Source organism: Streptomyces sp. NPDC048254, assembly GCF_043201895.1.
Classification (GTDB): Bacteria; Actinomycetota; Actinomycetes; order Streptomycetales; family Streptomycetaceae; genus Streptomyces.
Window position 1 is genome coordinate 181509 of sequence record NZ_JBICZJ010000013.1, and the last position, 14656, is coordinate 196164.

13 protein-coding genes are annotated in these 14656 nt (G+C 71.8%); 7 read left to right on the forward strand and 6 right to left on the reverse strand.

What is annotated here, in order from left to right; genetic code table 11:
• Positions 1 to 351 precede the first annotated feature (351 nt).
• The 4 genes from glgC to ACGFZQ_RS32890 all read left to right on the forward strand — a co-directional run bounded on the left by glgC (position 352) and on the right by ACGFZQ_RS32890 (position 7159).
• Complete coding sequence (gene glgC, locus ACGFZQ_RS32875; protein ID WP_351744298.1) at positions 352 to 1572, forward strand: glucose-1-phosphate adenylyltransferase; 1221 nt, start codon at positions 352 to 354, stop codon at positions 1570 to 1572.
• Positions 1573 to 1750: 178 nt separating this feature from the next.
• A complete protein-coding gene (locus tag ACGFZQ_RS32880) occupies positions 1751 to 4072 on the forward strand; it encodes a GH92 family glycosyl hydrolase (RefSeq protein ID WP_393843377.1) in 2322 nt (773 codons plus the stop codon).
• A gap of 158 nt (positions 4073 to 4230) precedes the next feature.
• On the forward strand, positions 4231 to 5562 hold the full coding sequence (locus ACGFZQ_RS32885; RefSeq protein WP_393843378.1) for a wax ester/triacylglycerol synthase family O-acyltransferase: 1332 nt from the start codon (positions 4231 to 4233) through the stop codon (positions 5560 to 5562).
• A 103-nt stretch (positions 5563 to 5665) separates the two neighbouring features.
• On the forward strand, positions 5666 to 7159 hold the full coding sequence (locus ACGFZQ_RS32890; RefSeq protein WP_393843379.1) for an SDR family NAD(P)-dependent oxidoreductase: 1494 nt from the start codon (positions 5666 to 5668) through the stop codon (positions 7157 to 7159).
• 91 nt (positions 7160 to 7250) lie between these two features.
• Here ACGFZQ_RS32890 and ACGFZQ_RS32895 read toward each other — a convergent pair whose 3' ends face one another.
• A complete protein-coding gene (locus ACGFZQ_RS32895; protein WP_393843380.1) occupies positions 7251 to 8009 on the reverse strand; it encodes an SDR family oxidoreductase in 759 nt (252 codons plus the stop codon).
• Between the two features lie 25 nt (positions 8010 to 8034).
• A complete protein-coding gene (locus ACGFZQ_RS32900) occupies positions 8035 to 8412 on the reverse strand; it encodes a hypothetical protein (RefSeq protein ID WP_393843381.1) in 378 nt (125 codons plus the stop codon).
• 486 nt (positions 8413 to 8898) lie between these two features.
• On the opposite strand from ACGFZQ_RS32900, the gene ACGFZQ_RS32905 reads away from it, so the two are divergent.
• Complete coding sequence (locus ACGFZQ_RS32905) at positions 8899 to 9072, forward strand: hypothetical protein (protein ID WP_351703577.1); 174 nt, start codon at positions 8899 to 8901, stop codon at positions 9070 to 9072.
• Between the two features lie 54 nt (positions 9073 to 9126).
• A complete protein-coding gene (locus ACGFZQ_RS32910; RefSeq protein ID WP_351744280.1) occupies positions 9127 to 9609 on the forward strand; it encodes a GNAT family N-acetyltransferase in 483 nt (160 codons plus the stop codon).
• 6 nt (positions 9610 to 9615) lie between these two features.
• Here ACGFZQ_RS32910 and ACGFZQ_RS32915 read toward each other — a convergent pair whose 3' ends face one another.
• From ACGFZQ_RS32915 to ACGFZQ_RS32925, 3 genes are all read right to left on the reverse strand, one after another.
• A complete protein-coding gene (locus ACGFZQ_RS32915) occupies positions 9616 to 10572 on the reverse strand; it encodes an SDR family NAD(P)-dependent oxidoreductase (protein WP_393843382.1) in 957 nt (318 codons plus the stop codon).
• A gap of 79 nt (positions 10573 to 10651) precedes the next feature.
• Positions 10652 to 11539, reverse strand: a complete 888-nt coding sequence (locus ACGFZQ_RS32920; RefSeq protein WP_393843383.1) for an MBL fold metallo-hydrolase — start codon at positions 11537 to 11539, stop codon at positions 10652 to 10654.
• A gap of 52 nt (positions 11540 to 11591) precedes the next feature.
• Complete coding sequence (locus tag ACGFZQ_RS32925; RefSeq protein ID WP_393843384.1) at positions 11592 to 12575, reverse strand: aldo/keto reductase; 984 nt, start codon at positions 12573 to 12575, stop codon at positions 11592 to 11594.
• A 104-nt stretch (positions 12576 to 12679) separates the two neighbouring features.
• On the opposite strand from ACGFZQ_RS32925, the gene ACGFZQ_RS32930 reads away from it, so the two are divergent.
• The gene (locus ACGFZQ_RS32930; protein WP_351744268.1) at positions 12680 to 13261 is read left to right on the forward strand and encodes a TetR family transcriptional regulator; all 582 of its coding nucleotides are present in this window, start codon (positions 12680 to 12682) and stop codon (positions 13259 to 13261) included.
• On the opposite strand, the gene ACGFZQ_RS32935 is transcribed toward ACGFZQ_RS32930, so the two are convergent.
• The gene (locus ACGFZQ_RS32935; RefSeq protein WP_393843385.1) at positions 13258 to 14601 is read right to left on the reverse strand and encodes an amidase; all 1344 of its coding nucleotides are present in this window, start codon (positions 14599 to 14601) and stop codon (positions 13258 to 13260) included. The two genes, ACGFZQ_RS32930 and ACGFZQ_RS32935, sit on opposite strands and share 4 nt — an antisense overlap.
• Positions 14602 to 14656 lie beyond the last annotated feature (55 nt).

Below are 14656 nucleotides of genomic sequence, written 5' to 3' on the forward strand. Positions count from 1 at the left end.
TGACGGACAGCCCGTCTCTGCGAGGGGATCCCCAGGCAGGCGTGACGGACAGCCCGTCTCTGCGAGGAGATCCCCAGGCAGGCGTGACCGACAGCCCATCTCCGCGAGGAGATCCCCAGGCAGGCGTGACGGACAGCCCGTCTCTGCGAGGAGATCCTCAAGCAGGCGTGACCGGCGGTGAGTCGCCGCCGCGAGGAGAGGGTCAGGCAGTCGTAACCGGCGGGACCGCCGTTGCGAGGAGATCCTCAAGCGGCCGTAACTGGCAGGCCGCCTGTTCGACGCGATCCAGGTGCAGGCTTAGCGGGAGTGCTCCGAGGGCAAGCATGGAGCACCAGGGTGAGGGGAGCGGCCATGCGTCGTGGTGGGCCTTCGGTACTCGGGATCGTGCTCGCGGGCGGGGAAGGCAAGCGCCTGATGCCCCTGACCGCCGACCGCGCCAAACCAGCTGTCACTTTCGGCGGGACGTACCGTCTGGTCGACTTCGTCCTGTCCAACCTCGTCAACGCGGACGTGCTGCGCATCTGCGTGCTGACGCAGTACAAGTCGCACTCGCTGGACCGGCACATCACCACCACCTGGCGGATGTCCAGCCTGCTCGGCAACTACGTCACCCCGGTCCCGGCCCAGCAGCGGCTCGGCCCGCGCTGGTACCTGGGCAGCGCCGACGCCATCCTGCAGTCGCTCAACCTCGTCCATGACGAACAGCCCGACTACGTCGCGGTGTTCGGCGCCGACCACGTCTACCGCATGGACCCCAGGCAGATGCTCCAGCAGCACATCGAGGGCGGCGCCGGGGTCACGGTCGCGGGAATCCGCGTTCCGCGCGTGGAGTCCTCGGCGTTCGGTGTGATCACCCCGGGCTCGGACGGGCAGACGATAGAGACCTTCCTGGAGAAGCCCGCCGACCCGCCGGGGCTGCCGGACGCCCCCGACACGGTCTTCGCCTCCATGGGCAACTACATCTTCACCACCAAGGCTCTCGTCGAGTCCCTGCACCGGGACGCCGAGGACGACGACTCCGTGCACGACATGGGCGGCTCGATACTGCCCCAGCTCACCGCCCGCGGCGAGGCCCAGCTCTACGACTTCGGCACCAACCACATCCCCGGCGAGACCAGCCGCGACCGAGGCTACTGGCGGGACGTCGGCACCCTCGACGCGTACTACGACGCCCATATGGATTTGATCGCCGAGCGGCCCGCCTTCAACCTCTTCAACCGCAGCTGGCCCATCTACACGCACTCCTACCAGCTCTCCCCGGCCCGCTTCAACGCCGGCGGCATGGCGAGCGAGTCCATCATCAGCGCCGGCTGCCTGATCCGGGGCCAGGTCACCCGGTCCGTGCTGTCACCGGGCGTGCGCGTCGACCCGGGTGCCGTGGTCCAGGGGTCGATCCTGCACGACAACGTGGTCGTGGGCCGGGGCGCGGTGGTGCGCGGCGCGGTCCTGGACAAGAACGTCGAGGTCCCGCCCGGCGCCACCATCGGCGTCAACCCGGACCGGGACGCGGAGCTGTACACCGTCTCCAAGGGCGGGGTGATCGCCCTCGGGAAGGGCCAGCTGGTCTCGTAGCCCCTCTCCCCGCCCCGGGCCCGGCGCCGTTCCCGCGCCGGGCCCCACTCGTCGCGCCTCCTCCCGTCCCGTCCGCCCGCGCGACGCGCTGCGCGTGAAAAGCCCTATGTGCCGGGCTTTGCGGCTTTCCCCCCTCACGATGCAGACAACGATGTCGAACCTTCGGAGGTCATCCGACATGAGAGGGACCCGGCGCACACGGCTGTGCCTGGCCGGCGTGCTGACAGCGTCCGCGCTGCTCACCGCCCCCGCCGCAGGGGCCGCCGAACCGACCGACGGCCACCTCACCGACCTGGTGAACCCCTTCATCGGGACCCAGGACGAGGGCAACACCTTCCCCGGCGCGGCCGTGCCCTTCGGCATGGTGCAGCTCTCCCCGGACACCGGGCACAGCACCGGCTACGACTACGCCCAGCACCGGATCCGCGGCTTCTCCCTGGTCCACCTCTCGGGCGTCGGCTGCCGCATCGGCGGCGACCTGCCCGTGCTGCCCACCACCGGGGACGTCACGCAGACGGACTACGCCCGGTACGCGGCCGGGTTCGACCACGCCGACGAGGCGGCGAGCCCCGGCTACTACCGCGTCGGCCTCGACTCCGGTGTCCGCGCCGAGCTGACCGCGACCGCCCGCACCGGCGTCCAGCGCTACACCTTCCCGGCCACCGACAAGGCCAACGTCCTGCTCAACGCGGGCCAGGCGCTGCACAAGCCGGTGAGCAGCGAGGTCGAGATCCTCGACGACCACACCGTACGGACGAAGATCACCGGCCATGGCTTCTGCCGGGAGACCGCCCCCTACACCGTGTACACCGTCACCCGCTTCAGCCGCCCCTTCACCGCCTACGGCACCTGGAAAGGCACCGCGATCACCCCCGGCGCCCGTACCGGAGCCGACGGCGCCTATGTCCGCTTCGACGCCACCCGGGACCGTACCGTCGAGGCGACCACCGCCCTGTCGTACGTCGACGCGCGCGGCGCCGAGGTCAACCTGCGCGCCGAGGGCGGCCGTTCGTTCGACACGGTACGCGGACAGGCCCGGGACGCCTGGGAGCGGCGGCTCGGCGGGGTGCGCGTCCAGGGCGGCGGCGCGACCCTCCGCCGTACCTTCTACTCGTCCCTGTACCGCGCCTTCCTGGCGCCCAACGTCGGGGACGACGCGGACGGCCGGTACACCGGCTGGGACCGGCGGATCCACCGCTCCGCCGGGTTCACCTACTACCAGAACTGGTCGCTCTGGGACACCTACCGCACCCAGGCCCAGCTGCTCGCCCTGCTTGCCCCGCGTGAGGCCCGGGACATGGCGCTGTCGGTGCTGAAGGTCGACGAGGACGGCGGCTGGCTGCCCAAGTGGGGCTACGGCACGGTCGAGACGAACATCATGACCGGCGACCCGGTCACCCCGTTCCTGACCACCGCCTACCAGGCGGGCCTGCTCAAGGGGCACGAAGAGCGGGCGTACCGGGTGCTGCGGAAGAACGCCGACGGCGTGCCGCCGGCCGCCAACCAGGGCGTCGGCCGCGAGGCCAACGCCGAGTACCTCGCCGGCGGCTTCGCGCCCTACGCCAAGGGCCGCCCGCACACCAAGGTCGGCGACTCCGACTACGACCACGGCCCCTCCGTCACCCTGGAGTACGCGCTCTCCGACGCGATGCTCGCCCAGATGGCCCGGGACCTCGGCCATGGCGCGGACGCGGCCCGCTATGCCACCCGGGCCCAGAACTACCGCAACGTCTTCGACCCCTCCACCGGCTTCTTCCGCGCCCGGGACGCCTCCGGCGCCTTCACCGGCGACCCCGACCCGGCCCGCGGCATCGGCTTCCACGAGGGCACCGCCTGGCAGTACCAGTGGCTGGTCCCGCAGGACCTGCCCGGCGTGATCTCCCTGATCGGCGGCGAACACGCCGCCAACCGGCGGCTCGACTCCTTCTTCGCCTACGACAGGCTGCTCGCCGACCCCGAGAAGACCGCGCGCGAGGTGTGGGTGCACGGCAACGCCTACGCCTACTACAACGCGGCCGTCTACAACCCGATGAACGAGCCCGACCTCACCGCCCCGTACACCTACCTCTCCACCGGCCAGCCCTGGAAGACCACCGACGTGGTGCACGCGGCGCTCACCCTCTTCACCGACGGCCCTTCCGGGATGACCGGCAACGACGACCTCGGCACCATGTCCGCCTGGAACGTGCTGTCGTCCATCGGCCTCTTCCCCGTCCAGCCGGGATACGGCACGTGGGGCCTGTCGACGCCCGTCTTCGACCGGGTCGACGTCCGCCTCGACCGCCGCTACTGGCCGAGCGGCGGCTTCACGGTGACCGCGCCCGGCACCTCGGCCGCCGACCGGTACGTCCAGACGGCCCGGGTCGACGGATCGGACTACGGCCGGACCTATCTGACGAACGGTTCGCTGCGCACCCTGCGCACGCTGGCGTTCACGGTCGGCCCGCGCCCGTCAGAGTGGGGTACGTCACCCGAGGCGGCGCCACCGGCGCTGAGGTGACCTCAGGTGTCCCTTGAGTCCCGCCTCTTTCGGAGGAGGCGGGGCTTAATCTGCTGTTAACTGAGCGTAGCGTGATCGTACTTGACCGTAATCAGGTGTCGGCGCTTGACTGCGGTTGACTGCTGATCCCCCTCCGTCGACGCGAGGCACCCTTTTTGATGACTGCGACTGCTGATCTGCTCGCCCCTCTCGATCTGGCGTTCTGGAACATCGAGTCCGACCGGCACCCGATGCACCTCGGCGCGCTGGGCGTCTTCTCGGCACACTCGCCGACCGCCGGCGCCCACGCGGCCGACCTGCTCGCGGCCCGCGCCGCCGCCGTGCCCGGACTGCGCATGCGCATCCGCGACGTCTGGCAGCCGCTCGGGTTCGGCGGTGCCGCCCGCGAGACCGACCCGGACTTCGACCCCCTCGACCACGTCCGGCTGCACGCCCCGACCGCCGACTTCCAGGCCGCCGCCGGCCGGTTGATGCAACGCCCGCTGGAGCGCGGCCGGCCGCCGTGGGAGGCGCATGTGCTGCCCGGCGAGGACGGGGTGTCCTTCGCGGTGCTGTTCAAGTTCCACCACGCCCTCGCCGACGGGCTGCGCGCCCTCAAGCTGGCCGCCGGGGTCATGGACCCGCTCGACCTGCCCGAGCGCGCCCCCCGCCCGATCGAGGCGACACGCCGGCTCCCGGCGCTGCCGGACGTGCGCAGGATGCCCGAGCTGGTGCGCGGCGCGCTCTCGGACGTGGGCCGCGCCCTGGACATCGGCGCCTCCGTCGCCCTGTCCGCCCTCGGGGTGAGCTCCTCCGCCGCGCTGACCTCGGAGCCCACCGGCACCCGCAGCATCGCCGGCGTCGACCTCGACATCGACGATGTGCACCGGGTCCGCAAGGCCGTCGGCGGCACCGTCAACGACGTCCTCATCGCCGTCGTCGCCGGGGCACTGCGCCGCTGGCTGGAGGAGCGCGGCGACCGTACCGAGGGTGTCGCCCCGCGCGCCCTGATCCCCGTCTCCAAGCGCCGCCCGCGCACCGCGACCCCACAGGGCAACCGGCTCTCCGGCTATCTGATACGGCTTCCGGTCGACAACCCCGACCCGATCGCCCGTCTCGACCGCGTCCGCACGGCGATGGTCCGCAACAAGGACGCCGGCCCCAACCGGGGCGCCGGTGCCGTCGCGCTGCTCGCCGACCATGTGCCCGCCCTCGGGCACCGGCTCGGCGGACCGCTCGTCGGCCAGGCCGCCCGGCTCTGGTTCGACATCCTGGTCACCAGCGTCCCGCTGCCCGGCGTGGGCCTGCGCCTGGGCGGTCAGCCGCTCACGGCCGTCTACCCGCTGGCCCCGCTCGCGCCCGGCCAGTCCCTCGCCGTCGCCATTTCCACCTACCGCAACCAGGTCCACTACGGCCTCGTCGCCGACGCGGCCGCCGTCCCGGACCTCGACGTACTGGCCCGCGCGGTGACCGACGAGGTGGACTCGCTGGTCTCGGTCTGCGGTCCATGATCCGGTCGGGTTTGGAGGTATTGCCCGGCGCTCCGTAAAATTCCCTGTTCGAAAGCGGGCGCGAGTCGGAGCGCCGCTGGTGGATCAGGGAAGCGGCAGCGCGATGACGGTGACACAGGACGGCCCGACGGCCGAGGACCAGGTGGTCTACGGCCCGGGCATCGCCCCCGAGCGGCTCGCCGTCTGCCTCAGCGTGCTCGACGAACTGGACAAGCTGGAGGTCGACCACCCGGACGCCATCGCGGTGCGCCGGGCCACGGCCGGCGTCTACCGCACGGTCAAGCAGCGCCGCCGCCAGGAGCGCCGGGCCGCCAAGACCGCGCACGACAAGGCGGTCACCGAGGCCACCGCGACCGGCTCCGCCCAGCGCATCGACGACGAGACCGAGGGCCTGCTGCCCTCCTCGGGGACCGAGGAGGGCAGGATCGCCGGGATACTCCAGCGCCCGCGCTCCTGCTACACCTGCAAGAGCCGCTATGTCGAGGTCGACTACTTCTACCACCAGCTCTGTCCGGACTGCGCCGGCCTGAACCGGGCCAAGCGGGACGCCCGCGCCGACCTCACCGGCAAGCGTGCCCTGCTCACCGGCGGCCGCGCCAAGATCGGTATGTACATCGCGCTGCGCCTGCTGCGGGACGGCGCGCACACCACGATCACCACGCGCTTCCCGAAGGACGCCATCCGCCGTTTCAAGGCGATGGAGGACTCCGCGGACTGGCTGCACCGCCTGGAGGTCGTCGGCCTCGACCTGCGCGACCCGGCGCAGGCCGTGGCCCTGGCGGAGCGGGTCGCCGAGGCGGGCCCGCTCGACATCCTGATCAACAACGCGACCCAGACCGTACGCCGGCTGCCCGCCGCCTATGCGGCCCTGGTCGACGGCGAGAGCGCCCCGCTGCCCGCCGGTGAACTCCCCGCCCACCACGTGATCGGCGCCTTCAACTCGGGTGCCGTGGACGGCCTCGCCGCGCTGCCCGCCGGCATCAGCGGCCTCGACGCCCAGCAGGTCGCCGACCTGGCGCTGGTCGCGGGCAACGCCAGCGTCGCCCGGCACCTCGACGGCACCGCCATCGACGCGGGCGGCCTCGTCCCGGACGTCGTCGACACCAACACCTGGGTACAGACCATCGACCAGATCTCCCCGGTGGAGCTCCTGGAGACCCAGCTCTGCAACTACACCTCGCCGTTCATCCTGATCAGCGCGCTCCGGCCGGCCATGGCCGAGGCCGCGAAGAAGGCGGCGCGCGGACGGTCGTACGTCGTCAACGTCTCCGCGATGGAGGGCGTCTTCGGCCGCGGCTACAAGGGCGCCGGGCACCCGAACACCAACGCGGCGAAGGCGGCCATGAACATGGTCACGCGGACCAGCGCGACGGAGATGTTCCAGACCGACGGCATCCTCATGACCTCCGTCGACACCGGCTGGATCACCGACGAGCGCCCGCACTTCGACAAGCTGCGGCTGGCCGAGGAGGGCTTCCACGCGCCCCTCGACCTGATCGACGGCGCGGCCCGCGTCTACGACCCGGTCGTGCGCGGCGAGCAGGGCGAGGACGTGTACGGGGTCTTCCTGAAGGACTACGAGCCGGGCAAGTGGTGATTCCGGCTCGGACGCGCGGGTGCGGGTGCGTGGGGGGCCGGTCGCGCAGTTCCTCCCCCAGCCTTCGGCCGGGGGTACCCCCAGCGCCCCTTCAGGTGGGGACACGCGCCGCTCTGACCCTCGTGCCGCCGTCCACCACGAGGTCCGCTCCCGTCACCCACTCCGCCGCGTCCGAGGCCAGCCACAGCACCGCCCCCGCCACGTCCTTCGGCTCTCCTATCCGCCCGAGCGGCAGACCGCCGGCGATCTCCCGTTCGCGTGGCTCCCACATGAAGCGGGCCATCTCCGTGCGCACCAGGCCCGGGGAGACCGAGTTGACCCGGACTCGGGGTGCCAGTTCGCCCGCCAGCTGCTGGGTCAGGTGCAGCAGCGCCGCCTTGCTGGTGCCGTAGGCGCCCACGTCGGGGCCGACGTGAACCGCGCCCTCCGTGCAGATGTTGACCACCGAACCGCCGTGCTCCCGCATCCAGCCCCGCCACGCGCACTGCGTGAGCCGCAGCGGTGCCTCCACGTTGACCGCGAACGCCTCCCGCCACAGGCCCGGGTCGGCGTCCATGAGCGGGCCGTACGGGCGGTTGGTCGCCGCGTTGTTGACGAGAATGTCCAGCCGCCCGAACTCGGTCAGCGCCAGCCGGGTCAGCTCCCGGGCGTGCTCGGGCTCGGCGACACTGCCGGCCAGGCCGGTCCCGCCCAGCTCCGCGGCGGTACGCCGGACCTCGTCCGCGTCCCGCGCGCTCACGCACACCAGCGCCCCGGCCGCCGCGAGCGCCCCGGCCACCGCGCGCCCGATCCCGCGCGTGCCGCCGGTGACGACGGCCGCCCTGCCCCTGAGCCCGTACGACGACGTCATCGCCGTACCGTCTCATGACGGACCGTCAGTCAACAGCCCCGAGGCGGGAGTTGCGGGCCGCGACCAGTTCCAGGACGGTCCGCCAGTCCTCCAGTACGCCCGCGTCGAACCCCGCGGTGCGGCTCTCCTCGTCGGCCTGCCGCAGCCGCAGCACATCGTCGTCGGCGGGGGCGCCGTCTCCGCGCACCAGGTGGTAGACCCGCTCCCCGAGCAGATGCCGTACCGCGTGCGCGGCGCCGTCGGCCGGGCCCAGCAGTTCCTCGATGCCGTGCACCAGGCCCGCGACCTGGAGCTCCTTGTCGGCGGGGCGGCTGCGGCGCAGCAGAGCCGCGGTGCGCAGTGCGTGCTGGTGCCGGCAGGCGTGCAGCAGATCCATCAGCTCCTCGACGCTGCGCAACTCCATGCGTCAGTCCTTCCGCGAGACAGCCTTCGTCCTGTGCCATCGGATCATGCCGAGTTTTCGACCCGGCCAACGCAGCCTGAACTGCACAGCCTGTGAAGGGAGCGCCGGCCCGTCCATTCGAAGATGTGTTCGCCAGCTTAGGTTGAGCGGGTGGAGCGCAAACGGTGCATCATGTTACGAACAGGTGTATTTGCGGGCGCCGCGAGTGCGGAGCGACTCGCGATAGTTACACCTTGTTTGCACTCCCTATCGAGCGGACCCGCGCTCATTTGGTTAATCTATAGGGGACGGACAGCAGTAAGGGGTCCCACCCACACCCACGGTCCGTCCCGGGACAAGCCGGTCGACAACGGCCTGCTCTCTTGTGAGTTACCGGCGCCACCGCGTCCGAACTGGCCTTCCATCCAGACCCGAGCGGGCGCTCAGGCACCGGACCGCAGACTGTCCGGTACGCCCCGAGGGTGACCGACACATAAGGAGTGCGCGGTGACACCGGAGAAGACGAATCGCGAGCAGCGCCCCAAGGAACGCACGGAGCGCTCGGGCAGCCGGCCCGGACAGCTCGGCAGCCTCGACGTGTGGGCCCGGTCCGCCCCGATCCGCCTCGCGGGTTACGAGGAGGATCTCGCCGAGCCCCACATCCTGCCGAGCGTGGACTGACCGCCGGTCGATAATCCGCGATCGCCGTCGCATGGGCGTGCGAGACTCACGCCCATGCACATCAGAGCAGCCACCGCGGCCGACTGGCCGCAGATCTGGCCCTTCTGGCACCAGATCGTCGCCGCCGCCGAGACGTACGGCTGGGACCCCGACACCTCGGAGGAAGCGGCCCGCGCCCTGTGGATGAGCCCGGCGAAACGTGTCTACGTCGCCGAGGACCCCACCGGAGCCGTCGTCGGCTCCGCCTATCTCACCCCCAACTACGGGGGCCCCGCCGCGGGCGTCGCCAACGCCGGCTTCATGGTCGACCCCGACCAGGGCGGCCGGGGCATCGGGCGGGCTCTCGCCGAACACGTCCTGGCCGAGGCCCGGGCACACGGTTACCGGTCCATGGTCTTCAACGCAGTCGTCGAGACCAACCCCGCCGTCGCCCTGTGGACCTCCCTCGGCTTCACGGTCATCGGCACGGTCCCGGCGGCATTCGACCATCCGAAACACGGACCGGTCGGCCTGCACATCATGTACCGCGCACTCTGAGCGCGGTCACGCCACGAGCGCCTCGGACACGGTCCACAGCCGGGCCGCGTTGTCCCGGTCCAGGGCGTACGGCGCGACCCCGCCGACGGCACCGGCCCGCTCGGTGACCGGCTCGGCCTCCGCACCGTCCTCGAAGTAGCGGCCGCTGACGCCCGCCACCGTCGGGGCGGCGGCCAGCAGCACCGAGGTCGCGGCGCCCTGCTCCACCGTCTTCTGCGGCGGCAGCGCGAGTTCGCCCGAGGCGATGAAGGCCTCGACCTGCTGCATGTCCATGTGCCGGGCCAGGTTGGTGTCGGCGATGTTGCCCGGCATCAGGGCGTTGGCGGTGATGCCGTCGGCCGCCCAGCGCTCGGCGGCGGCCACCGCGAACAGGATGTTCGCGGTCTTCGACTGCCCGTAGGAGGTCCACGGGTCGTAGGGGCGGAACCGGTAGTCCAGGTCGTCGAAGACGACCGGGGAGAAGAGATGGCCGGTGGAGCTGACCGAGACGATCCGGGCGCCGTTCGCCGCCGCCAGCGCCGGGTGCAGGCCGGTGGTGAGGGCGAAGTGACCGAGATGGTTGACGCCGAACTGCTGTTCCCGGCCGTCGGGCGTGCGGGTGATCTCCGACGGCGCCATCACCCCGGCGTTGTTGACCAGGATGTGCAGCGGGCCCTGCCAGTCGGCCACGAAGGCGGCGACCGTCGACCGGTCGGCCAGGTCGAGCCGGGCCACGGTCAGCTTGCCCGACTCCGGCGGCAGATCCGCCGTCAGGCGGGCCGCCACGCGGTCGCCCGCGGCGGTGTTGCGCACGGCCAGGGTGACGTCGGCGCCGGCCGAGGCGAGCGCACGGGCCGTCTCCACCCCGATCCCGGAACTGGCTCCGGTCACCACGGCCCGTCGGCCGTGCAGGTCGACGCCGTCGACGACCTCGGCGGCGGTGGTGGTGGCGGTGAAGGTGCGGGGGGTTTCGGGTACGGACATGTCGGGTGTCTCCAGAGATGAGAAGTTGATCCGGTGAGATGAGAAGTGGATCCGGCCGGGCTGTGCCCGGCCCGGTCGCCTACCGGGACGCAGGTGTGTCGCCGGCGGGACTCCAGCGCCGGCCGTCGCCGTCGCGGGTGACCCGGCCGAACACCTCGTCCGTGAAGTGCCCGGCGGCGATCACCGTGTCCGGCCGCCCGAGGACCCGGTCGCGTACCTGCCGGGCCTGGTCGGGAGCGACGTCGGAGGCGAAGGCCAGGCCGGGGTCCGCTATCTGGGCGGGGGAGTGCACGATGTCCCCGACGATCCAGACCTCCTCGGTACCGGCGCCCGACGCGTCCCGTACGACGACCGCCAGATGGCCGGGGGTGTGGCCCGGCGTGGCCTCGACGGTCACCCCGGGCGCGATCGTGTCGCCGCCTGCGACGAACTCGACGACACCGGTGAGCGGCTTGAGCACCGCCTCGGCGTCCGGTCCGCCCAGGTCGGCTTCCCGCGTCGTCCAGTACCGCCACTCGGCCTCCGACATGAGGTGGCGGGCCCGGGCGAAGGTGAGACCGCTGGGCGCGTGCGCGGCCGGTGTGCCGGGGAGCGGGGCGACATCGCTGGTCCAGCCGACGTGGTCGAGGTGCAGATGCGTGTAGACGACGGTGTCGATGTCGGGGGCGGACAGCCCTTCGGCGGCGAGGCTCTTGAGCAGCGCGCCCCCTTCGAGGTGAGCGATGCCGGGCACGTCCACATCGATCTTCCCGGTGGCCAGGTCCACGAGGATCCGCTGGTCCCCGGCCTGGATCAGGAACGATCCGAAGGTGAGGATCAACTGCCCCTCGTCGAGATGGCCGGGGCGCGTCGTCCAGTCCACGCCGGGGAAGAGGGTGTCGGGGTTGTGGGCGCCGAAACCGTCGGGAAGATAGGTGATCGTCGTGTCGCCGACGGAGATCCGGGACCGCTTCGCGGGCTGGGGCATGGGTGATGAGGTCCTTTCGAAAAGCTGCAGGTCCGGGAGGGAGGGAGGGCGCTCAGCCGCCCAGGGTGCCCATGTGCTCGGGCGCGTAGCGGTCGCCGGTGACCACGCCGTGCGGGGCGACCGCCTCGATGGCGGCGAGGTCGGCGGCGGTGAGCGTCACCCCGGTCGCGGCGGTGTTCTCCTCCAGGTAGCGGCGGCGCTTGGTGCCGGGGATGGCGACCGCGCCCTGGTGCTGGACCCAGGCGAGGGCGAGCTGACCGGGAGTGATGTTCTTCTCGGCCGCGATCCGGCGGACCTCGCGGACGACGTCGAGGTTGCGGTCGAAGTTCTCGCCCTGGAAGCGCGGGTCGGTACGGCGCCAGTCGTCGTCGGCGAAGTCGTCCGGGCTGGTGATCGCGCCGGACAGGAAGCCTCGGCCGAGCGGGGAGTAGGCGACCAGGCCGATGCCCAGCTCCTTGAGGGTGTCCAGGACGCCGTCGTGCTCGATGCCGCGCTCGAAGAGCGAGTACTCGATCTGGAGGGCGGCGACCGGGTGGACGGCGTGGGCCCGCCGGATGGTCGCCGCGGAGGCCTCGGACAGGCCGATGTGCCCGATCTTGCCCTCGGCGACCAGCTCCGCCATGGCGCCGACGGTCTCCTCGATGGGCACCTGGGGGTCGATGCGGTGCAGGTGGTAGAGGTCGACGTGATCGGTGCCCAGGTGCCGCAGTGAGCGCTCCAGTGCGTGCCGCAGGTACTCCGGCCTGCCGTTGAGGCCGACCATCCGGCCGTCGTCGGTGATCTCCACGCCGGTCTTGGTCGCGACCACGGCGGCCTCGCGGCGCCCGGACAGGGCCTTGCCGAGCAGCTGCTCGTTGACGAAGGGGCCGTAGCTCTCGGCGGTGTCCAGCAGGGTGACGCCCAGCTCCAGCGCCCGGTCGATGGTGGCCAGGGACTCGGTCTCGTCGGTGGCGCCGTAGAAGACGCTCATGCCCATGAGGCCGAGGCCCTGGACACCGACGGTCAGACCCTGGCCGCCGAGTGCGCGCTGTTCCATGATGAGGTTCCCTCGATTTCATAACTAACTGGATAGATACCTTGACCGTAGACCGGCCCGCCGACGATGTCAATAACTAGATAGTTACTGCTAGGGTGGTGGGCATGTCACGCGATTCCAGTGCCACCAAGGCCCGGCTGCTCGACGCGGCCTTCAGCGAGTTCGCCGCCTACGGCATCGCCGGTGCCCGGGTGGACCGGATAGCCGAGACCGCGGGGGCGAACAAGCGGTTGATCTACGTCTACTTCGGCAACAAGGAACAGCTCTTCGACGAGGTGTTGCAGCGGGCGATGACGGCGGGCGCCGAGTCCGTGCCGTTCGACGTCGAGGACCTGCCGGGATACGCGGGCGCGATCTTCGACCACCTGGTGGCACGGCCGGACCTGATGCGCCTGCGGCTGTGGAAGCTGCTGGAGCGCCCCTCCGCCACCGGACTCGAACACGACGCGTTCCGCGACAAGGCGGCACTCGTGGCCGAGGCGCAGCGACGCGGCGACCTCGATGGGGACATGGCGCCCGACGACCTTCTGACCATGGTGCTCGCCGCGGCCCAGGCCTGGTTCTGGGCCGCCGAGGGCGTCGACCCCAAGGAGGTCAGCGAGTCCTGGCCGCAGGAGCGGCTGGCCCTGCACCGCGCGGCGGTCGTCGAGGCGGCCCGCCGGATGACCGAGCCCAAGAAGCCCTAGTCGACGGGTGCCGTCCGCTGCCACGGCCGCAGGGTCTCCAACGTCTGGGCCAACGCCAGCAGGACCGCCTCCGAGCCCGGCCGTGCCACCAGCTGTACGGCGCACGGGGCGCCCGAGGGCAGCGTGCCGAACGGCACCGACATCGCCGGCCAGCCGGTGAGATTCCAGGCCGGGGTCAGTGGCGAGTAGGCGGAGCCGGCCAGCGCGTTGCGCAGCCAGCCGCGCTCGTGCCACGGGGCCGCCTCCGGGGCGCGGCGCGCCAGCGCCGGGGTGAGCAGCACGTCGTGCTCGGCGAAGAACGGGGTGAGCCGGGCGCGCAGCCGGTCACGGGAGTCGCTCGCCCGGACCCCGCTCAGGAAACGGCGGCCGATCGCCGCGTGCACCCGGGTCCGCCGGGTCAGCAGCGCCGGGTCCAGATCGGCCGCGTCCACGGCCGTCCCCGCCGTCCAGTGCCGGAGCGCGGTGACGCCGATCGACATCGGGTACGGCGGCTCGGCACGACGTACCTGGTGCCCGGCGCCCGCCAGCAGCCCGGCCGCCTGCGCCACCGCGTTCGTATACGGCCTGCTCACGGCCGTCCCGACCAGCGGGCTGCGTCGCGAGACGGCGATCTTCAGCGGAGTGCCCTGCGTGGTGTTCTCGAATCCCTGGCCCGCGAGGACCGAGAGCATCAGCCGGGCGTCCTCGACGCTGGTCGCCAGCGGCCCGTTCTCCGACATGCCGAACCAGTCACCGTTGCCGATCCCGGCCGGGACCACCCCGAACCCCGGCTTGATGGTGACCAGACCGCAGTTGGCCGCCGGGATGCGCAGCGAGCCCATGCCGTCGTTGCCGAGGGCGATCGGCGCCAGCCCGGCGGCGACCGCGGCCGCGCTGCCGCCCGAGGAGCCGCCCGCGCTGCGCAGCGTGTCCCACGGGTTGCGGGTGACGCCGTGGACCCCGTCGGTCGTACCGAAGACGCAGAGTTCGGGCACGTTCGTCAGCCCCACGACCACCGCGCCCGCCGCCCGCAGCCGGGCCACGGTGGCATGGTCGGCGCCGGCGGGCGTGTCCGGCGTCGCGGCCGAACCGTCCAGATGCGCCTCGTCGCGCACCGCCAGATTGTCCTTCACGGCCAACGGCACACCGGCCAGCGGGAGTTCGTCGAGGTCGGTGCGGGCCGCGACCTCGTCCGCCTCGGCGAGCGCGGCCTCGGCCCGGACCTTCCGGAACGCGCCGATCCGCCCGTCAAGCCGCGCGATCCGCTCCAGATGCTCGGCCACCACCTCCCGGGGAGTGACCCGCTTCTCTCGTACTGCGGTGGCGATTTCGGCGGCGGTCCGGCCGACCCAGCTGGTCACGGGCGCTCCTGGGGGTGCGGAAGAGAGGCTTACTCGTCGGTACGAAAGGGCACTC

Bases quoted from the DNA above. Each gene is read 5' to 3' on its own strand.
- ACGFZQ_RS32900 (WP_393843381.1), bottom strand. From the start codon at position 8,412: ATGGAGTTGCGCAGCGTCGAGGAGCTGATGGATCTGCTGCACGCCTGC.
- ACGFZQ_RS32920 (WP_393843383.1), bottom strand. From the start codon at position 11,539: ATGCCCCAGCCCGCGAAGCGGTCCCGGATCTCCGTCGGCGACACGACG.
- glgC (WP_351744298.1), top strand. From the start codon at position 352: ATGCGTCGTGGTGGGCCTTCGGTACTCGGGATCGTGCTCGCGGGCGGG.
- ACGFZQ_RS32915 (WP_393843382.1), bottom strand. From the start codon at position 10,572: ATGTCCGTACCCGAAACCCCCCGCACCTTCACCGCCACCACCACCGCC.
- ACGFZQ_RS32890 (WP_393843379.1), top strand. From the start codon at position 5,666: ATGACGGTGACACAGGACGGCCCGACGGCCGAGGACCAGGTGGTCTAC.
- ACGFZQ_RS32925 (WP_393843384.1), bottom strand. From the start codon at position 12,575: ATGGAACAGCGCGCACTCGGCGGCCAGGGTCTGACCGTCGGTGTCCAG.
- ACGFZQ_RS32910 (WP_351744280.1), top strand. From the start codon at position 9,127: ATGCACATCAGAGCAGCCACCGCGGCCGACTGGCCGCAGATCTGGCCC.
- ACGFZQ_RS32895 (WP_393843380.1), bottom strand. From the start codon at position 8,009: ATGACGTCGTCGTACGGGCTCAGGGGCAGGGCGGCCGTCGTCACCGGC.
- ACGFZQ_RS32885 (WP_393843378.1), top strand. From the start codon at position 4,231: ATGACTGCGACTGCTGATCTGCTCGCCCCTCTCGATCTGGCGTTCTGG.
- ACGFZQ_RS32880 (WP_393843377.1), top strand. From the start codon at position 1,751: ATGAGAGGGACCCGGCGCACACGGCTGTGCCTGGCCGGCGTGCTGACA.
- ACGFZQ_RS32930 (WP_351744268.1), top strand. From the start codon at position 12,680: ATGTCACGCGATTCCAGTGCCACCAAGGCCCGGCTGCTCGACGCGGCC.